Origin of the sequence: Phenylobacterium sp., from assembly GCF_046290725.1 — a bacterium.
Taxonomy (GTDB): Bacteria; Pseudomonadota; Alphaproteobacteria; order Caulobacterales; family Caulobacteraceae; genus Phenylobacterium.
Genome location: NZ_JBKBUH010000002.1, coordinates 385,226 through 402,814, shown reverse-complemented (window position 1 = coordinate 402,814; position 17,589 = coordinate 385,226). Strand labels below are relative to the sequence as shown.

Annotated in this window: 18 protein-coding genes and 1 tRNA gene; 9 read left to right on the top strand and 10 right to left on the bottom strand. The window is 70.2% G+C overall.

The features are described from left to right. The first annotated feature begins 6 nt into the window (after nt 1–6). Together ACK41C_RS13245 and ACK41C_RS13240 are read left to right on the top strand one after the other, a co-directional pair. Nucleotides 7–948 (top strand): alpha-E domain-containing protein, encoded by a 942-nt coding sequence (locus ACK41C_RS13245; RefSeq protein WP_409655085.1) that lies wholly within the window; start codon nt 7–9, stop codon nt 946–948. After that, nucleotides 948–1,925 carry a transglutaminase N-terminal domain-containing protein gene (locus ACK41C_RS13240; protein ID WP_409655083.1) on the top strand — a complete coding sequence of 326 codons (978 nt, stop codon included), beginning with the start codon at nt 948–950 and terminating at the stop codon, nt 1,923–1,925. Before ACK41C_RS13245 ends, ACK41C_RS13240 begins: the two co-directional genes overlap by 1 nt. A gap of 3 nt (nt 1,926–1,928) precedes the next feature. On the opposite strand, the gene ACK41C_RS13235 is transcribed toward ACK41C_RS13240, so the two are convergent. After that, nucleotides 1,929–2,054: a hypothetical protein gene (locus ACK41C_RS13235; RefSeq protein ID WP_409655080.1), complete on the bottom strand. Its 126-nt coding sequence runs from the start codon at nt 2,052–2,054 to the stop codon at nt 1,929–1,931. Nucleotides 2,055–2,512: 458 nt separating this feature from the next. Between ACK41C_RS13235 and ACK41C_RS13230 the strand changes: the two genes are divergently transcribed. From ACK41C_RS13230 to ACK41C_RS13220, 3 genes are all read left to right on the top strand, one after another. Continuing rightward, nucleotides 2,513–2,588 (top strand) — tRNA-Thr (locus ACK41C_RS13230). A 198-nt stretch (nt 2,589–2,786) separates the two neighbouring features. Then, nucleotides 2,787–2,939, top strand: coding sequence for a hypothetical protein (locus tag ACK41C_RS13225; RefSeq protein ID WP_409655077.1), 153 nt, complete (start codon nt 2,787–2,789; stop codon nt 2,937–2,939). Nucleotides 2,940–3,041: 102 nt separating this feature from the next. Then, complete coding sequence (locus ACK41C_RS13220; RefSeq protein WP_409655074.1) at nt 3,042–3,560, top strand: c-type cytochrome; 519 nt, start codon at nt 3,042–3,044, stop codon at nt 3,558–3,560. A 220-nt stretch (nt 3,561–3,780) separates the two neighbouring features. Here ACK41C_RS13220 and ACK41C_RS13215 read toward each other — a convergent pair whose 3' ends face one another. The 3 genes from ACK41C_RS13215 to ACK41C_RS13205 form a co-directional block, all read right to left on the bottom strand. Beyond that, nucleotides 3,781–6,966, bottom strand: coding sequence for an efflux RND transporter permease subunit (locus ACK41C_RS13215; RefSeq protein ID WP_409656666.1), 3,186 nt, complete (start codon nt 6,964–6,966; stop codon nt 3,781–3,783). Further along, nucleotides 6,966–8,150, bottom strand: a complete 1,185-nt coding sequence (locus ACK41C_RS13210) for an efflux RND transporter periplasmic adaptor subunit (protein ID WP_409655071.1) — start codon at nt 8,148–8,150, stop codon at nt 6,966–6,968. The genes ACK41C_RS13215 and ACK41C_RS13210 overlap by 1 nt, the downstream gene beginning before the upstream one ends. A 258-nt stretch (nt 8,151–8,408) precedes the next feature. Next, nucleotides 8,409–9,179, bottom strand: coding sequence for a class II aldolase/adducin family protein (locus ACK41C_RS13205; RefSeq protein WP_409655070.1), 771 nt, complete (start codon nt 9,177–9,179; stop codon nt 8,409–8,411). 245 nt (nt 9,180–9,424) lie between these two features. Between ACK41C_RS13205 and ACK41C_RS13200 the strand changes: the two genes are divergently transcribed. Beyond that, nucleotides 9,425–10,024, top strand: a complete 600-nt coding sequence (locus tag ACK41C_RS13200) for a CHRD domain-containing protein (protein WP_409655067.1) — start codon at nt 9,425–9,427, stop codon at nt 10,022–10,024. Nucleotides 10,025–10,027: 3 nt separating this feature from the next. On the opposite strand, the gene ACK41C_RS13195 is transcribed toward ACK41C_RS13200, so the two are convergent. The 5 genes from ACK41C_RS13195 to glpK form a co-directional block, all read right to left on the bottom strand. After that, complete coding sequence (locus ACK41C_RS13195; RefSeq protein WP_409655064.1) at nt 10,028–10,207, bottom strand: hypothetical protein; 180 nt, start codon at nt 10,205–10,207, stop codon at nt 10,028–10,030. Beyond that, a complete protein-coding gene (locus tag ACK41C_RS13190) occupies nt 10,204–11,118 on the bottom strand; it encodes a 2OG-Fe(II) oxygenase (protein WP_409655062.1) in 915 nt (304 codons plus the stop codon). Before ACK41C_RS13190 ends, ACK41C_RS13195 begins: the two co-directional genes overlap by 4 nt. A 128-nt stretch (nt 11,119–11,246) precedes the next feature. Beyond that, on the bottom strand, nt 11,247–12,062 hold the full coding sequence (locus ACK41C_RS13185; RefSeq protein WP_409655060.1) for an anti-sigma factor family protein: 816 nt from the start codon (nt 12,060–12,062) through the stop codon (nt 11,247–11,249). Continuing rightward, a complete protein-coding gene (locus tag ACK41C_RS13180) occupies nt 12,055–12,588 on the bottom strand; it encodes a sigma-70 family RNA polymerase sigma factor (protein ID WP_409655057.1) in 534 nt (177 codons plus the stop codon). Before ACK41C_RS13180 ends, ACK41C_RS13185 begins: the two co-directional genes overlap by 8 nt. A 68-nt stretch (nt 12,589–12,656) precedes the next feature. After that, complete coding sequence (gene glpK, locus ACK41C_RS13175) at nt 12,657–14,156, bottom strand: glycerol kinase GlpK (RefSeq protein WP_409655055.1); 1,500 nt, start codon at nt 14,154–14,156, stop codon at nt 12,657–12,659. A 115-nt stretch (nt 14,157–14,271) separates the two neighbouring features. Here glpK and ACK41C_RS13170 point away from each other — a divergent pair, with 115 nt between their 5' ends. Genes ACK41C_RS13170 through ACK41C_RS13160 form a run of 3 tightly spaced genes read left to right on the top strand, consistent with a single transcriptional unit; the run spans nt 14,272 to nt 16,764 of the window. After that, nucleotides 14,272–15,390 (top strand): DUF2336 domain-containing protein, encoded by a 1,119-nt coding sequence (locus tag ACK41C_RS13170; protein WP_409655052.1) that lies wholly within the window; start codon nt 14,272–14,274, stop codon nt 15,388–15,390. Nucleotides 15,391–15,423: 33 nt separating this feature from the next. Then, complete coding sequence (locus ACK41C_RS13165) at nt 15,424–16,206, top strand: NAD kinase (protein WP_409655050.1); 783 nt, start codon at nt 15,424–15,426, stop codon at nt 16,204–16,206. A 36-nt stretch (nt 16,207–16,242) separates the two neighbouring features. Further along, nucleotides 16,243–16,764: an Hpt domain-containing protein gene (locus tag ACK41C_RS13160; protein WP_409655048.1), complete on the top strand. Its 522-nt coding sequence runs from the start codon at nt 16,243–16,245 to the stop codon at nt 16,762–16,764. Nucleotides 16,765–16,771: 7 nt separating this feature from the next. Here ACK41C_RS13160 and ACK41C_RS13155 read toward each other — a convergent pair whose 3' ends face one another. Beyond that, the gene (locus tag ACK41C_RS13155; protein WP_409655045.1) at nt 16,772–17,542 is read right to left on the bottom strand and encodes an NUDIX hydrolase; all 771 of its coding nucleotides are present in this window, start codon (nt 17,540–17,542) and stop codon (nt 16,772–16,774) included. Between the last annotated feature and the right edge of the window lie 47 nt (nt 17,543–17,589).

Below are 17,589 nucleotides of genomic sequence, written 5' to 3'. Positions count from 1 at the left end.
GCTCGCATGATGCTCGCCAGGGTCGCCGACAGCCTCTACTGGATCGGCCGATATGTGGAGCGCGCCGAGCACCTGTGCCGCCTGTCGGACGTGATGCTGAACGCCACCCTCGACCAGTCGGACGGCGCGGCGCAGGTGGCGCGGATCGCGCTGACCGCCGTGGGCGATCCCGACCCGGTCAGGGCGCTCTCCCCCTACGAGGCGGCCAGGACCTTGACGCTCGACCGAGAGGACCTGGGCTCGGTCACAAGTTCGCTCGCCCGCGCCCGGGAGAACGCTCGCCAGGTACGCGACCAGATCACCACGGAAACCTGGGAGCGGCTGAACCTCATCCACCTGCGCATGAGCGGGCCGGACGCCGCCAAGCAGTTCGCGGAGGGCTCCTCGGCCTTCCTGCACGAGACGATCGCCGAGTTGCACCTCTTCAAGGGCGCGGCCGACGCCACCATGAGCCACGGCGACGGCTGGCGGTTCCTGGTGGCCGGAATCTATCTGGAGCGGGCCCAGCTGATCGGGCGGCTGCTGGAGGTCTGTTTCGGCGACCGCCGCCGCCCGCTGGACGACCATCTGGCCCTGGTCAGCGTGCTGCGGATGAGCTGCGCGCTGGAGCCCTATCTGCGGCGCTACACGGCCGACATCCGGCCGCAGCGGATCCTGGAGTTCCTGTTGCTGGACGACGATTTCCCCCGCTCTTTGCGCTTCTGCACCGCGCGCATCGAGGAGCATGTCTCGGCCCTGAGCCGCTATGTGGAGGCCGCCGGCCACGCCGGGCCCGAGCGCCTGGCCGGGCGGCTGCGCGCGCGGCTGCAATATGCCGACATGGAGGAGCTGGCGGCGGCCGGCGCGGCCGGCTTCCTCGCCACCCTGCTCGACGAGTGCGCCGCCATCCACGGCGCGGTCCATGAGACCTTCGTCGCCTATCCCCTAGAACTTCGGCTGCCCGCCTGATGCTGCTCGAGATCCGCCACGTCACCCAGTACCACTACGCCGAGCCGGTGCGCGAAAGCGTCATGGAGGTGTGGATGCAGCCCCAGAAGGGCGCGCGCCAACGCCTGGTCTCCTTCGACCTGGAGCTCGATCCGCCGGCCCAGCTGTTCTCCTACGCCGACGCCTTCGGCAACGCCGTCTATCACTTCGACGTGCCCCAGCCGCACGACCGGCTGAACATCGTCGCCCGCTCGGCCGTGGAGACCCAGGCCTCGCCGCCCCTGCCCGACGCGCTGGACATGGGGGAATGGGATCGGCTGCGGAGCGACTTCGTCCGCGGGGAGCATTTCGACTTCCTGCATCACCACGGCTTCGCCGTGGAGACCGAGGCCCTGCGCGCCTTCGCAGCCGAGCGTCGCCTCGACGAACTCAAGGCGCGCGACCCGTTGACGGCCGTGCGGGCGCTTTCGCGCACCATCTACGAATCCTTCAGCTACGAGACCGGCGTCACCCACGCCGACAGCCCGATCGACCTGGCCCTGGAGGCCCGCAGCGGGGTTTGCCAGGACTTCGCCCATATCATGATCGCGATCTGCCGCAGCTGGGGCGTGCCGGCGCGCTATGTCTCCGGCTACCTGTTCACCGACCGCGAGGCGGGCGACCGGTCCGATCCCGACGCCACCCACGCCTGGGTGGAGGTGTTCCTGCCCTCGGTGCGCTGGATCGGCCTCGACCCCACCAACAACGTCGAGGCCTGCGAGCGTCACATCGCCGCCGCCGTCGGCCGCGACTACGACGACGTGCCGCCCTCGCGCGGCGTCTACAAGGGCGATGCGGAGAGTCAGCTTGCGGTGGGGGTGTCGGTGCGGCGCGCCCGGGCGGCCCTGACCGAGCCGGAGTTCATCCGCGTGGCCCAGCCCGCCTTCGCTCGCGGGGGCCGTCGCCGCGCCGGAGCCGGCGGCCTCGCCTACGACCAGCAGCAACAGCAGCAGCAGTGATCGTCAGCCGAGCGCCAGGAAGCCGAGACCCAGCAGGGCTGCGCCCGTCGCGATGAACGCCAGTTCGAGCAGGATCGCCCGGCGCGGCGAGGTTCGAAGCGTCGTGAGGAAGCGGACAACCTGAGCCATAAGCCCTTATGCCGCACCCGAAGTGAACCGCGCGTTAAAGTTGCGCGATAGATCTCACGCGCTCAGGGCGTATCGCCCCTAAGGCCGGTTAACCAGCCCATCCTGAGCAGCGGCGCCTTTGCCCAGACGCTTGCCCCGGCCGCATCATGCCCGCGTTCCGGCCGCCCGCTCCCGCGGAGCCGTCGAAGCCTATCGGACGAGGGCGTGTCTGTGAATCGGTTGATCCCCTTCAGAGGGAGCAAGGAAGACGGAAAGCCGGGGCGCCGCGGGAGGCTGCGACTGCCGCTCTGGGTGCGTCGCATCCGCTGGATTCGGGTGGCCGTGATCCTGTTCTGCCTGGCTTTCTGGATCGGCGTCGGCTTCGGGTGCCAGAGGCTGCTGCAGGCCTGGGGCTGATGGCGCGGAACGAAGGGCTTGGCAGCCTCCGCCCGCCGTGGCATCGCTCCGCCGCCTGGAGCGCCGGCTTAGCTCAGTTGGTAGAGCAGCGGTTTTGTAAACCGAAGGTCGCGGGTTCGAGCCCTGCAGCCGGCACCAGGTCCTCTCGGCGTGCGACAAATTCGCCGGGACGGGTCGGTGGAGATCGCCAGCACCTCCAACGAGTTTGGGGATTCCACGCCCTCCGCCCCCGCCGCACCCGCACCGCCGCTCCCCCTGCGCGGGTGGGTCGCAGGTGACGCGCCCAGGGATTGCACTCAAGTTCCAACGAACCCGCCCGTGTGGAGAGCATTCCCGATGGCCTATGCATCCCCGACCGACAGCGTGGCGGCCCGCCCGGCGCGGCGGCGGCGGCCCGTCTGGCGGCCGAACTGGGCTGCGTGGTTCGTCATCGTGGCGAGCGCGCTGATGTGGTGGGGGATCATCGCCCTGGCGCGCTGGGCGTTCTGATCAGGTTCGCGCCTTTCCCTCACAAGCTCCGCGCCAAAACCGCCCTTGCATCGGGCCGTATCGGCACTAGCTTCCGGCGAGCTTAGCTTGAGGGGATAATCCATGCGTATCGTGTCGGTGACGGCGGTGGCCGGGGCCTGCGCCCTGCTGGCGGCCTGCGGCCAGGGCGGGGGCAGCGCGCCCACGAGTGCGGAGCCGGGCGCTGAGCCGGCCGCCACGCCGGCGGCCGCGGCCCCCGCGCCGCAAGCCTCTCCCGAAGAGGTCCAGGCGCTGTTGGCCAGCCTGCCGGCGCCCTACAACACCGCCGACCTGGAGAACGGGCGGCGCAAGTTCGGCATGTGCCGGTCCTGCCACACCATCGTGGAAGGCGGCGCAAACCTGACGGGGCCGAACCTGCACGGCGTGTTCGGGCGCAAGGCCGGGGCGCTGGAGGGCTACAACTATTCGGAGGTGGTGAAGAACGCCGGCTTCGTCTGGGACGCCGAGCATCTCGACAAATGGCTGGCCGAGCCGCGGACCTTCCTGCCGGGCACCAAGATGTCCTTCGCCGGCCTGAAGAACGAGAAGGACCGGATCGACCTGATCGCCTATCTGAAGGTCGAGACCGGCTACCGGCCCTAACAGTCTCTAGAGCGAGACAACCTTTGAGGCGCTGACAATCTCGTTACAATCTTGACGGGAGCGTCGGGGCGCACCATCTCTGAGGCGGGCGCCCAGCTGCGCCCCTCTGATCCCGTCGCCATTCCCCCGGCGTCGGGATCGTCGGCGCCTTATGCCCCCTATTCGGCGCCGATCTGTCGCTAAAGATCCTGACGCCTCCCCCCGCGGGAGGCGTCTTTTTTCATTCCGCGGCGTTGGCGGCGCGGGCCTGCTCGGCCTCCTCGAAAGCCTCGATCCGCCGGGCGGTCGACTGCGGCGACTTCGTGAACCGCGCCAGCAGGTTGTAGAACACCGGCACGATGAACAGGGTGACGAGGGTGGCGAAGATCGCGCCCGAGAAGATCACCACCCCGATGGTGCGCCGCGCCTCGCCGCCCGCCCCACCCCAGACGATCAGCGGGATGGCGCCGGCCGCCGAGGCGATGGAGGTCATGATGATCGGGCGCAGGCGCAGGGAGGCGCTTTCGATCACCGCCTCGCGGACCGACAACCCCTCGTCGCGCAGCTGGTTGGCGAACTCCACGATCAGGATGCCGTTCTTGGCCGCGATGCCGATCAGGATGATCAGCCCGATCTGGCTGTAGGTGTTGATGGTGGAGTCGGCGATCAGCAGGCCGAACAGCCCGCCGAGCGCCGCCACCGGCACAGTGAGCATGATCACCGCCGGGTGGATCCAGCTCTCGAACTGGGCGGCCAGCACGAGGAAGACCAGGATCAGCGCCAGGGCGAAGGCTATGCCCACGGCGCCGCCTGCCTCCAGATAGTCCCGCGCCGCTCCGCCCCATTTGATCTGGAAGCCGGGCGGCTGCTTGGCGATCTCCTGCTCGAAGAACTGCACCGCCTCGCCGACCGTGTAGCCGGGATTGAGCTGCGCCTGCAGGCTGATGGAGCGCAGGCGGTCGACGCGCGAACGATCGGGCGTGTCGCCGCGCACCTGGGTGGTGACCACCGCCGACAGCGGCACCTGGCCGCCGGAGCTGGTGCGCACATAGAGGCTTTCCAGGTCGTTCTCGGTCTGGCGCCGCTCGCGGTCGGTCTGCAGGATGACGTCGTATTCCTGGCCGTTGCGGATGTAGGTGGTCACCCGGCGCGAGCCGAACATGGTCTCCAGCGCCCGGCCGACGGCCTGGGCCGAGACGCCCAGAGCAGCGGCCTTTTCACGATCGATGTCGACCAGCACGCGCGGGCTGGTGGGTTCATAGTCGATCCGCGCCCGCGCCAGGCCGGGATTGTTCTGGGCGGCGGTGTAGATCGGCTGCAGCCAGCGCTCGATCTCGGAATATTCGGTGCCGGCGACGATCAGCTCGACGCCGCCTCCGCCCCCGCCGCCGCCACGCTGCAACCCGCCACGCACCGAGGCGATGGCGCGGACCGAGGTGATGGACGAGAGCTCGCGATTCAACTGCGCGGCAAGCTCGTTGGAGGTGATCTTGGCGTCCTCGGCCAAGGTCGCGTTGCCGCCCGCCGTATTGAACTGATTGTTGCCGAAGCGGGGCGCCGACAGGATGTAGCGCTGGATCACCCCTTCCTCGAGCAGCTCCTGCAGGCGCGTCTCCACCTGGCGGGTGGCGACCTGGGTATAGTCGTAGCCGGCGCCCTCGGGGCCGTTGATGAAGATGTCGACCCGGCCGCGATCCTCGTCGGGCACCAGCTCGCGCGGCAGGGCGGCGAAGAGGCCGCCGGCGGCGGCGGCCAGCACGACGACCAGCACGGCGGCGGCGATCGAGGCTTCCTTCCGCCCCAGCATCGCCTCCAGGGTGGCGTGGTAGGACGCCTTCAGCCGGCTCATCGCATTGTCCACCAGCCGGGCCATGAAGCCGCCGCCCCGAGAGGGGCGCAGCAGCTTGGAGGCCAGCATCGGCGAGAGGCTGAGCGCCAGCAGCGAGGAGAAGGCGATGGCCGCGGCGATGGCGACGGCCAGCTCCACGAACAGCTTGCCGATATAGCCCGGCAGGAACATCAGCGGCGCGAAGACCGAGATCAGCACGATGGTGGTGGCCACCACGGCGAAGAACACCTGGCGCGCCCCGCGCTGGGCGCCCACCACGGGCGGTTCGCCCTCGTCGATCCGCCGCTGGATGTTCTCAACCACGACGATGGCGTCGTCGACCACCAGCCCGATGGCCAGCACCAGGGCCAGCAGGGTGAGCAGGTTCAGCGAGAAGCCCAGCGGCGCCAGGACGATGAAGGTCGAAAGGATGCAGATCGGCGCCACGATCGAGGGGATCAGCGCCGCGCGCCAGGTGCCGAGGAACAGGTAGTTCACCAGCGCCACCAGGGCCAGGCAGATGCCCATGGTGGCCCAGACCTCCTCGATGGCGTGCCGGGTGAAGATGGTGAAGTCGACCGCCACCTCCAGCTTGGTGCCCGGCGGCAGCGACCTGTTGATCTCCGGCAGCACCGCCCGCACGCCGTCGGAGATTTCCAGGTCGTTGGCCTGGGACTGGCGGGTGATGGCGATGCCGACCTGCTCGCGGCCGTTGGAGCGGAAGATCCGTCGCCGCTCGTCCGGCCCCTCCTCCACCCGCGCGATGTCGCCTAGGCGGGTGACGTAGCCGCCGGTGGGGGCCGGGGTCACCTGGGCGCCCGCAGCGGCGGTCGAGGCGGCGGCCGTCGACCGGCTGGCCGCCGCGATGATCGGCAGGTCGGCGAACTCTTCCGGGGTCGAGTAGCCGCGCGCCACGCGGATGGTGAAGTCCTTGGCGGGCGCTTCCAGCGCGCCGGCGGGCAGTTCCAGGTTCTGCTGGTTGAGCGCGGTCTCGACATCGTCGACCGTGATCCCGCGTGCGGCCATGGCGTCGGGATCGAGCCAGATGCGCATGGAATAGAGCTGGCTGCCGCCCACGCCCACATTGGCCACGCCCGGCACTGTGGAGAAGCGCTCCACGAGATAGCGGTTGGCGTAGTCGGAAAGCTGCAGCCGGTTCAGGGTCGTCGAGTTGAACGACAGGAAGATGATCGGCTGGGCGTCGGCGTTGGCCTTAGCGATCTGCGGCGGGTCGGCCTGCAGCGGCAGGTTGCTGGCCACCCGGCTGACGGCGTCGCGCACGTCGTTGGCGGCCGCGTCCAGGTCGCGGTCGAGGGTGAAGGAGATGTTGATCCGCGACTGGCCGTCGCGCGAGGACGAGTTGACCCGGTCGATGCCTTGGATGCCGGACACCTGGCGCTCGATCACTTCGGTGATGCGCTCCTCCACCACCTCGGCCGAGGCCCCGCGATAGGTGGTGGAGATCGAGACCACCGGCGGGTCGACGCTGGGAAGCTCGCGCACGGTCAGCGCTGCGAAGGAGGCCAGGCCGATCACGCAGAGGATGATCGCCGCGACCGCGGCGAAGACCGGCCTGCGGACCGAGAGGTCGGAGAGCATCATGCCGGCGGCCGGGGGCCCTGGGTCCCCGCTCCCGGCGCGCCATTGGCCTGCCGCGCGCCGAGGGGCTGCACGGGCTGGCCGGGCTGGATCTTGTTGAGGCCGTCGGCGACCAGGCGTTCGCCGACGCGCAGGCCGTCGAGCACCTCGACGAAGCCCTCCTGGCGGGCGCCGGTCCGCACCGGCCGCTGCTCGGCGACGGTGCGCTCGCCTTGGGCGTTCAGCACGTAGACGAAGGCGGAGTCGCCCTGGACCGAGAGGGCGGCTTCGGGAATCGCCAGGTTCTGCCGCTGGCCCTGGGCGATCGAGACCCGCAGCATCATGCCCGGCTTCAGGCGCCCGCCGGGGTTCGGGAATTCCGCCCGGGCGGTGATGGAGCGGGTACGCTCGTCGATCCGCGTGTCCAGCTTGGCGATGCGGCCCTGGATGGTTTCGCCCGGATAGGCGTCGGCGCGGGCGTAGATCGGCTGCCCCTCGCGCAGGGCGGCGAGGTAGCGGTCGGGCACCTCGAAGTCGACGCGCACGGTGCTGATGTCGTCGAGGGTGACGATCGGCGCGCCGGGGTTGATCAGGGCTCCCGGCGCGATATCGGTCAGGCCCACCACGCCCGCGAACGGCGCGCGGATCACCCGGTCGGCCTGCCGGGCGCGGGCCGCGTCGACGTCGGCCCGGGCGGAGAGGTAGGCCGCTTCGCGCTCGTCCAGCGCGGCCTTGGAGGCGAAGCCCTGGTCGGCGAGGGTGCGCCAGCGCTGGAACTCCCGCTCGGCCTGGACGAGGCGCGCCTGGGCCTGAGCGAGGGCTGCGTTCTGCTCGGTGCCCTTGAGCTCGACCAGCACTGCGCCCCGGGCCACCTGCTGGCCGTCCGAGAACCGCACCCGCTCGACCAGCTGGGTGGCGGCGGCCGTCAGGGTGACCGACTGCCGGCCCTTGGCCACGCCGATCACGTCGATGGAATCGATGAAGGTCCGAGCTTCGACCGCGGTGACCGAGACGGGCATGCCGCCGCCGGGGCCGCCTGGCCCGCCGCGCCCGCCTCCGCCGCCGGGCGGTCCGCCCTGGGCCATGGCGGGGCCGCCGCCGGCGCCTGGGCCTTCCTTCTTGCCGAGCGTCAGCTTCCAGCCGCCCACGAGCACCATCAGGATGAGGGCGACGATCGCACCGGCCAGGAAGAAATGACGTCTCAACAAAGCTCTGGATGCTCCAGCGCCTCGATGTGGGAGGCGGAAAACAGGGGGATTCAAACGCGCGGCGTCTTATGCGTGCTACTAGGCGCCGTCCAGTAACAGAACGATGGCTGCGCGTGTCCGCCTTGAAACAGAGCCGGCGGCGCGCAGCCTATGGGCCGGACGCCTGCGCAAACGCGCCCGGCGAACCCGGAACGCATACGAAACAGGCGCCCGCAGGCGCCTGTAGAGGGAAATGACTTCGAATCGGTAAGCGCGTCACGCGTCGTAGCCGGGGAGTTCCCGGTCGAGCTTGCGCAGGGCGCCGGGCCAGGCGAGGCCGCCGCCGATGCCGCGGCTGGTCTGGCTCTTCACCTCGGCCTGGGCCGCCTCCGGCGCGATCAGCACGTTCTCGCGCCCCGCCGACAGGGCCATGATCTGCTGCTTGCAGGCGCGCTCCAGGAAGAACATGCGGTTCCAGCAGTCGCCCGCCGTCTCGCCGACCGAAAGGGTGCCGTGGTTGCGCAGCAGCATGACGTGCTTGTCGCCGAGGTCGGCCACCAGCCGCTCGCGTTCGTCCAGATTGAGCGCGATGCCCTCATAGTCGTGATAGGCCAGCATCGGCCGCACGATCAGGGCGTGCTGGGTGAGCGGCAGGAGCCCTTCCTTCTGGGCCGAGACGGCCACGCCCTGGTCGGTGTGCAGGTGCATGACGTACATCGCGTCCTCGCGCGCCGCATGCACCGCCGAGTGGATGGTGAAGCCCGCCGGATTGATGAAGTAGGGCGTCTCCTGAAGGATGGCGCCGTCCAGGTCGATCTTCACCAGGGACGAGGCGGTGATCTCGCCGAAATAGAGCCCGTAGGGATTGATCAGGAAATGGTGCTCCGGCCCAGGGATGCGGGCGGAAATGTGCGTGTAGACGGCGTCGTCCCAGCCGTGCAGGGCCACCAGGCGATAGAGGGCCGCCAGGTCGACCCGCGCCTGCCACTCCTGCGCGCTAACCTTGCCCTTGAGCGAACCCACGTTCGCGAGCGAACCATCGGCCATCGGCGGCCTCCCTGCTGACGGACATTGCCTGATCGTTGTTCATCAACGTCGCGCCGGGAGGGGACCGCGTCAAGCGGCGCTGGGCGCGAGATCGCGCGCTTGACTTCGCCGGGGGGCGGCGCAAGGTCACGAATGGTAAATTCCCCCAGTAAAGCAGAGCTTGTTCTTCTGTTTCGGCCGACCAAGGGGGCATCGACCGGGATTACTTCTTTCGTCTGCGTACAACCGAATAGATGGAGGTCGGAATGCTCAGGTCCTTGCTTGCGGCCGCAATCGCCGCCGCGACGCTTTCCCTTGCCGGCGCGGCGCAGGCCGCCACCGTGTTCGTCGCCAGCCTGTCCGGCTCGGCCGAAGACCCGCCCAACGCCAGCCCCGGGACGGGCTGGGCGAAGGTCACCCTGGTCGATCCCGATACGCTGTTCCTGGAGGTCAGCTTCTCCGGGCTTCTCTCCGACACCACGATCGCCCACATCCACGGGCCTACCGCGGCGCCCCACACCGGAACGGCCGGCGTCATGACCCAGCTCCCGACCTTCGTCGGCTTTCCCGCCGGGGTCACGGCAGGCGGCTATTCCAACACCTTCGATCTCCTGTCGACGGGAAGCTACAACCCGGCCTTCGTGACCGCCAACGGCGGAACGGCCGCCGGCGCGCGCGACGCGCTTGTGGCCGCCCTCAATGGCGGGCAGGCCTATCTGAACATCCACACCCAGCAGTTCCCGGCCGGGGAGATCCGCGGATTCTTCACCGCCGTGCCCGAACCCCAGGCCTGGATGCTGATGATCGCCGGCTTCGGCCTGGCGGGCCTTGCCCTCCGCGGGCGCCCGCGGCCGGTCCCGGCCTGACCCTCACTCGGCTTCGACGACCGGCTCGGGCGTTTTCTGCGCCTCCGGGGCGGGCGTCAGGAACTGGGCGTTGGTTTCACGCACCTTCGCGCCTTCGTCGTCGTAGAAGAACGGCAGGAAGGCGTAGCGCACGCCGCGCGTCACCGGCGTGGCCTCGTGCAGGAGCGAGCAGGAGAAGATCACCGCCCCCCGGTCGGCGGCCGGTAGGTGCGCGAGCCGAACTCCGGGAACCGCAGGTCGCCGCCTTCGAACGCCTCGGCGTTGAGATTGATCGAACAGGCGAACTTGCGGTGGGCCGTGCCCTTGGTGGTGTTGTCGCGGTGGGCGCGGAAGTAGCCGCCCTCCTCCGCGGCGTAGCGGGCCACGATGTAGCGCTCCATCCGGGTGACCTTGAACTGGAAGGCCCTCTCGATCTGGGGCAGCAGGCGCACGCGGATGCGGGTCCGCAGCTCGTTGCGGAACGCCTCGTCGAGGATGTCGGCGTCGCGGCGCTTCTTGAAGTCGTCCACGACAGGCACGGTCCTGCCGTCGACTTCGCGCATCACGCCGGAGACTCGCCCGCCGTCGGCCTCGTAATGGTCGATCAGGCGCTGGCAGATCGCCGGTTCGAATATCCTGGGCACGATCAGCACTGGGGCGTGCAGCGGCGCGCCGGCGTGCGCCTCGGGATCGCCGCGCGCCGCCAGGTCCTGGAACACCCGGTCGGTGTCGGCGAAGGACGCCGAATAGAGGATGCGCAGCATCGGATCGATCAGGACCCATTGGGCGACCGTGGCGCCGGCCTCGTCCAGAAGCTCGAACATCCGCGAGATCTCGCCGTCCGGATCGAAGAACCAGCGCCGGCCAGGCGCCTGTTCGCGAAGCCTGGCGAAGCGCTCCGGGTCGCGCACCACGCCGAACGCCACCCGGCGCAGATCGTCGAAAAGGTCCTTGTGCGCTTCCAGGCAGGCGACCGCCCGATCGGCCTCGGCGCCGTCGGCCGGCAGAAAGGCCAGGAGCACATAGCGGCCGCCGAGGCTGGAGAAGGCGTAATCCGGACGGCTGTGCGTGGGCGCCTTGAACCAGGGCGCGGGCGCCCCTGCAGGCAACGGCATCGAAGACTCCTAGGGAATGCGAAGACTGGAAAAGACCCGCGCCTCCGCCGGATGCGGACGGCGGAGGCGCGGCGGCGAAGCCGGCCGACGAGGCTCGTCGATAGCCGCCGGCTCCGCCGGTGGGTGACTCATGGGTGGGCGGTCTCCTGCACCCGGATCGCGATGATCCGGTCCTCGGCGGGGCGCTCGCGCATGGCGCGTGACAGCCGCGCGGCGGCGGCCTCGAGCGCCGAAGGATCGCTGCGCCCGGTCAGGGCGTAGGCCTGGCGCCCCACCTGCCAGTACGAGACGGCGCGCCCCTCCGCCTCGACGGTGCGGGGATGAGTTTCGGCGAACTCGGGCGCCGGAGCGGCGAAAAGGCTGATGGCCCCGAGTTCCTGGGCGGCCAGGGCGATCACCACTGTCGGCCCGTCGTCGGAGGGGAAGACCTGCACGTCGGTGACCTGCCAGGCGTCCGGCAGGCGCGGCAGGTCGATGCGGGTGGCCGAGCGGATTTCGGCCGGATTGTAGTAGACGGCCTCCGGCTGCGACCCCATGGCCGCCCGGATCCGGGCCGTGCGATGGGCGGCCACGGCCTCGGCCACGAACTCCGAGGCGACGTCGGGCTTCAGCGGCCCCGGCGCGGCCAGTCGGCCGACGGCCCCGCCCAGCACCACCAGCGCAGCCAGGGCCGCGATGCGCCCGGCCTTGCGCGCCCGGTCTGCACGCCGAAGCCCGCGTTCCAGCCGCCCGACGGCCTCGAGCTGGACGGACGGCGGGGGGCCGGCGGGCGCCGCAGCCAGCAGCCGCACCGCCTCGCGCGAGCGCAGGTCGGCCATCACCCGTGCGGCGGCGTCGGGATTGCGCGCCAGGTAATCCTCGACCTCGAACCGGCGCTGGGCGTCCAGCTGCCCGTCCACGAAGGCTTCCAGGTCGAAGGCGGTCACGGCGTCGGCGTCAGTCATCGTTTCCTCCCACCACCCGCAGGCGCGTTCCGGATGCAGCCTCCCCGCGCACCGCCTCGACCCGGCGAAGGGTCGCGCGCGCCCGCGCCAGCCGCGACATGAGGGTCCCAAGGGGTACGTTCATCACCGCCGCGGCGTCTGCGTAGGCGAGCCCTTCGACCGCCACGAGGTGCAGGGCCGCACGCTGGTCCTCGGGCAGTTCGAGAAAAGCCGTCTGGATCTGGGCCAGCCGCACCGCGTGCTCCTGGGCCGGCTCCGCCGACTGCGGCGAAACCTCCGCCAGGCGCTCAGCCCGCGCCTGTTCGGCCAGCCGGCTGCGGCGGTTGTTCAGGAAGGTCGAATAGACGATGGAAAGCAGCCAGCCGCCCAGCCGGCCGCCCCGGAAGGTGTGGCGCTTGTCGTAGGCGCGCACCAGGGCGTCCTGGACGAGGTCGTCGGCCGCAGCCGCGTCGCGCGTCAGCGCGCGAGCGTATCGGCGAAGCACCGGTAGGTGGGCGAGCGGATCGAAGCGGTCGTCGTTGGGCATCGGTGGGCAGACACGGCTGGCGCCGCGCCTAATCCGCAATGCCGGGAAATTCGCCTACGCCCTTCCGATCACATCCGCGTGCGGACCCGGGCGACGGCGTCCAGCCAGCGGGCGTAGGCCGCTTCGCGCCCATGGCCGTCGAGCTGCGGCTCCAGTCGCTCGGTCGAGGGTCGCGCCGCCACGGCCGCCTCGACGTCGGGATAGACGCCGGCCCCGAGCCCGGCGAACAGCGCCGCGCCCAGCGCCGTGGTCTCCTGATAGCTCGCCCTCCCGACAGCCACGCCGGTCAGGTCCGCGAGCCGCTGGGCGAACCAGGCCGAGCGGCTCATGCCGCCGTCGATCCGAAGCTCCGTGGCCTTGCCGAAGGCGCCCGGCGCGTCCGCGCGCATCGCCTCGATCAGGTCCCGGGTCTGCAGCGCACAGGAGTCGAAGGCCGCCCGCGCGATCTCCGCCAGCCCTGAGTCCCGCGTCAGGCCGAAGACGGCGCCCCGGGCGCCGGCGTCCCACCACGGCGCGCCGAGGCCGGTGAAGGCCGGCACCAGCACCACCCCGTGATCGGGTCGCGCGGTCTGGGCCAGGCGCTCCGCGCCCGCGCCGCCGCCTTCGACGCCGAAGCCCTCGTTCACCCACTGCAGGGCCGCACCGGCGATGAAGATCGAGCCTTCCAGCGCATAGGTGGTGCGCCCGCCGAGCCGGGCGGCGACGGTGGTGAGCAGCCGCGAGCGCGACGGCGCCAGGTGTTCGCCGGTATTGACCAGCATGAAGCAGCCGGTGCCGTAGGTGGCCTTCATCTCGCCCGCCCGGACGCAGCCCTGTCCCATCAGCGCCGCCTGCTGGTCGCCGGCCACGCCGCGGATCGGAACCGGCGCCCCCAGCAGTTCCGGCAGGGTTTCGCCGAAATCGTGCGCGCAGTCGCAGACCGTCGGTAGGACGCCGGCGGGGATGTCGAAGAGGTCCAGCATCTCCGGCGACCAGGCGCCGGTCTTGATGTCGAACAGCAGGGTGCGAGAGGCGTTGGTGGCGTCGGTTACGTGCCGCGCGCCGCCGGAGAGCTTCCAGATAAGCCAAGCGTCGATGGTCCCGACCATGAGCTCGCCAGCTTGGGCTGCGGCGCGGGCGCCCTCCACCTCCCCCAGCAGCCAGGCGATCTTGGTCCCTGAGAAGTAAGGATCGAGCAGCAGGCCGGTGATCTCCGTCACCCGCGGCTCCGATCCGGCCGCCCGCAGCCGCTCGCAGGTGGCGGCCGTGCGCCGGTCCTGCCAGACGATGGCGCGATGGATCGGCTTGCCGCTGGCCCGGTCCCAGACCACCACCGTCTCGCGCTGGTTGGTGATGCCGATCGCCGCCACCTCGCCGGCCGTCCGCCCCGCGCGCTCCAGGGCCTCGCGCATCACGGCGACGGACGCCTCGAAGATTTCCTCGGCGTCGTGCTCTACCCAGCCGTCTTCCGGATAGTGCTGGGTGAGCGGCCGGGCGGCTTCGGAAACAGCGCGCCCCGCCGCATCGAACAGGATTGCGCGCGTGGAGGTGGTTCCCTGGTCCAGGGCCAGGATCAGCGGTTCGGCCATCGTCTCCCCTCGTCCGCTTCGGGCGCTCGCGGGCGCCGAGCGCCTTGTAACCATGTTTTCATCTGCTGCGGCGAGATTCGATCCGGGCTATTCAGGCGGGCGGAGAATCCGGGCCGTGAGCGTGGTCGCGAAGACCGAACAGATCCTCGGCCTGGCCAAGAGCCGGTCGCCGGCCGACCGCGAACGCCTGCTGATGGCGGTGGTCGATCTCTGCGGGGCCGGCATGGGCGACGAGGACGCCCCCAATGCGGCCGCCGTGCGCGGGCTGCTGAACTCCATCCTCATGAATCTGGTCGTAGAGGCCGAGCGCGACATCCGGCGGCGGCTGGCCGAGAAGCTGGCCGGCGCGCCCTGGGCTTCGGTGGCCCTGATCAACGTGCTGGCCCTGGACGACATCGAGATCGCCCGGCCGGTGATCGCCGCCAGCCCGGCGCTGCAAGACCAAGACCTCGTCCGGCTGCTGATCGAGGCGACCATCGAACACCAGATCGAGGTCGCGCGCCGGCCGAACATCGGCGCGCCGGTGGTGGCGCAGATCCTGAAGCAGAAGGATCCGGCGGTGATGACCGCCCTGGCCGGCAACCATTCCGCGGCGGTCGACGAGGCGGCGATGGATGCGCTGGTGCGGGCCTCGGAGCATGTCGAGACGCTGCGCTCGCCCCTGGCGGTCCACCCCGCCCTCACCGACGATCTGGCCAAGCTGCTCTATGTCTGGGTCGGCCGCTCCCTGCGGGGGGAGCTCGTCGAGCGCTTCCGGCTCGATCCGGAGGCGCTGGGCGCGGCGCTGGCCGAGTCGGTGAAGGAGGCTCATGCCGGCCACCGGCCCGATCCCGGGTCCGTCCGCCCCAAGCCCGCCGACCGCGAGGGCATGGACCGCCTGCTGATCGCCAAGCTGAACGCCGCAGGTCAGCTCCGGCCGGGCTATCTGCTGCGGGCGTTGCGCGAACAGAAGCTCTCCCTGTTCGTGATCGGGCTGGCGACGCTCGGGCGGCTGGAGGCGAGCCAGGTCCGCCAGGCGGTCGACGCCGACCAGCCGGAGGTCCTGGCGCTCGCCTGCGCGGCGGTGGGCCTCGACCGCAGCGTCTTTCCGACCATCCTGGAACTGGTGCGCGAGCTGAACGCCGGCCGCCCCGCCGGCGGGGCGGACGGCGCCCGCCAGGCCCTGAACGCCTTTGGCCGGTTTGCGCCGGAAGACGCGGCCAACGCCTTCCGGTACGCGATCAAGGCTGGTTGACGCAGCCCCGGTTTCGCTGGCTTGTGGCCGGCGATGTTCAAGCCCGAGCCCTTCGTGACGCGACTCGCCTTCACGGCCAGCGAGCGGCCGGAGGCCCAGGAGGCCAAGGCGGCGCTGGCCGCCCGCTATGGCGAGGTCTCCCCGGAGGAGGCCCAGGTGATCGTCGCCCTGGGCGGGGACGGCTTCATGCTCGAGACGCTGCACGCCAACCTTCAGGGCGGCAAGCCGATCTACGGCATGAATCGCGGCTCGGTCGGCTTCCTGATGAACGAGTACAGCGAGGAGGCGCTGCTGGAGCGGATCAACGCCGCCGAACGCGCCGTCATCCATCCCCTGTCGATGGTGGCGATCGACATCCGCCGCGGCCAGCACCGGGCGCTCGCCATCAACGAGGTCTCGATGCTGCGCCAGACGCGGCAGACGGCGAAACTGCGCATCTCCATCGACGGCAAGGTCCGGCTGGGCGAGCTCTCCTGCGACGGCGCGCTGGTAGCCACCCCGGCCGGCTCGACGGCCTACAACCTCTCCGCTCACGGGCCGATCATTCCGCTGGACGCCAAGGTCCTGGCCCTGACCCCGATCAGCGCCTTCCGGCCCCGCCGCTGGCGCGGGGCGCTCCTGCCCCACACCGCCCGGGTGACCATCGAAGTGCTGGAGGCCGACAAGCGGCCGGTCAGCGCCGTGGCGGACAATTTCGAGGTCCGCGACGTGCTCGAGGTCCACATCTCGGAAAGCCGCGACATCTCGCTCTACATGCTGTTCGACGCAGGGCGGAGCCTCGAAGAGCGCGTGCTAGCGGAACAGTTTTCGGTTTGAAAACCGTGACTTGCAGGGTCCATCCGTTGTTAACGGATGAAGACTAGCCTTTCTGCTGACGCATCAGGAGGTCCCGTCGTGACCCAGAATTCCGGTCAGGTCATTCCGCCTCAGAACAGCCTTCGCCTGAAGGTCGGCGGGCGTTTCGGGGCCATAGACCCGGCGGCCATCGCCAAGGCCGAGGCGGCCCTGAAGAGCCTCTCGGGCAACTTCTCGCAATGGCTCCGCGATGAAGTCGCCAAGCTCGAAGGCGCGCGCCAGCGGGTGCGCGACGAGGGCGTCAGCGCCGAGACGATGGAGTTCCTCTATCTGCGCGCCCACGACCTGAAGGGGCTGGGAACCACCTACGAGTTCCCGATCATCACCCGCATCGGCGCCTCGCTCTGCAAGCTGATCGACGACAAGGAAAAGCGGCTTTCGGTCTCGATCGCCCTGGTCGACGCCCATATCGACGCGATCAAGGCCGCCGTGCGCGACGAGATCAAGACCGACGACCATCCCGTCGGCCGCGTGCTGGTCGAGGAACTGGAGCGTCGGGTCGCCGAAGCGGCCGCCTGAATCCCCCCTACATCACCCGTTCCAGAGGCTCGGCGACCTCGCCGTAGCCGGCGTCCGGCGGCAGCACCAGCACCTTGCCGCCCGCCCTGTCCTGAATCTGCGGCTGTACGGTGACCAGCGTCCGCGCCCGCGCGCGCGCCACGCAGTCGTCGGCGCTGTCGGCTTCGGCCAGGAGCTGCAGGTTCATGCGGGTGGGGAAGATCACCTTGCGCTCGCCCGCCTCCGCCAGCCGCAAGGCCTCCGCCGGCGGGATCCATTCCGCATCCACGGTCTCGCGCCCATCGCAGGCGGCCAGCTGATCCTCCGGCGCCTCGACCGCGTAGAACCAGGTGTCGAACCGCTTGGGCGTCAGGGGCGGGGTGATCCAGCGGGCGAAGACCGTGAGGGCGGTCAGGTCCAGGCGCACGCCCAGATCCCGCACCACGTCGAGGAAAGGCGTCTCGCCCACATCCACCGACTGGCGAAGCTCGAGGCTGCAGGCCCCGCCCGAGAACATCGCGCCGCCCGGGTGGCGGGCCAGCAGGATGCCGGCCTCCTCGAAAACCTCTCGGATCGCGGCGATGCGCAAGGCGCGCTGCTCGACATCAAAATCGGCCCAGCCCAGAGCGTGCTCGGCCCAGGCCGGGTCGTGGTCGCGCGCATGGCTCTTGCCGCCGGGAAAGACCAGGGCGCCCGAGGCGAAGTCGATCTGGTGGTGGCGCTTGACCATCAGCACTTCGAACTGCGGCGCATCGCGCAGCAGCAGGATGGTCGCGGCGGGCTTGATCTCGTCGGTCATGGCGTCAGCTTGCGAGCCGGCCGGGGCCGAAGCAAGCCTTCCCCCAC

Coding starts and splice junctions, on each gene's coding strand:
- ACK41C_RS13245 (WP_409655085.1), top strand. CDS start 7: ATGATGCTCGCCAGGGTCGCCGACAGCCTCTACTGGATCGGCCGATAT.
- ACK41C_RS13240 (WP_409655083.1), top strand. CDS start 948: ATGCTGCTCGAGATCCGCCACGTCACCCAGTACCACTACGCCGAGCCG.
- ACK41C_RS13235 (WP_409655080.1), bottom strand. CDS start 2,054: ATGGCTCAGGTTGTCCGCTTCCTCACGACGCTTCGAACCTCGCCGCGC.
- ACK41C_RS13225 (WP_409655077.1), top strand. CDS start 2,787: ATGGCCTATGCATCCCCGACCGACAGCGTGGCGGCCCGCCCGGCGCGG.
- ACK41C_RS13220 (WP_409655074.1), top strand. CDS start 3,042: ATGCGTATCGTGTCGGTGACGGCGGTGGCCGGGGCCTGCGCCCTGCTG.
- ACK41C_RS13215 (WP_409656666.1), bottom strand. CDS start 6,966: ATGCTCTCCGACCTCTCGGTCCGCAGGCCGGTCTTCGCCGCGGTCGCG.
- ACK41C_RS13205 (WP_409655070.1), bottom strand. CDS start 9,179: ATGGCCGATGGTTCGCTCGCGAACGTGGGTTCGCTCAAGGGCAAGGTT.
- ACK41C_RS13200 (WP_409655067.1), top strand. CDS start 9,425: ATGCTCAGGTCCTTGCTTGCGGCCGCAATCGCCGCCGCGACGCTTTCC.
- ACK41C_RS13190 (WP_409655062.1), bottom strand. CDS start 11,118: ATGCCGTTGCCTGCAGGGGCGCCCGCGCCCTGGTTCAAGGCGCCCACG.
- ACK41C_RS13185 (WP_409655060.1), bottom strand. CDS start 12,062: ATGACTGACGCCGACGCCGTGACCGCCTTCGACCTGGAAGCCTTCGTG.
- ACK41C_RS13180 (WP_409655057.1), bottom strand. CDS start 12,588: ATGCCCAACGACGACCGCTTCGATCCGCTCGCCCACCTACCGGTGCTT.
- glpK (WP_409655055.1), bottom strand. CDS start 14,156: ATGGCCGAACCGCTGATCCTGGCCCTGGACCAGGGAACCACCTCCACG.
- ACK41C_RS13165 (WP_409655050.1), top strand. CDS start 15,424: ATGTTCAAGCCCGAGCCCTTCGTGACGCGACTCGCCTTCACGGCCAGC.
- ACK41C_RS13160 (WP_409655048.1), top strand. CDS start 16,243: ATGAAGACTAGCCTTTCTGCTGACGCATCAGGAGGTCCCGTCGTGACC.
- ACK41C_RS13155 (WP_409655045.1), bottom strand. CDS start 17,542: ATGACCGACGAGATCAAGCCCGCCGCGACCATCCTGCTGCTGCGCGAT.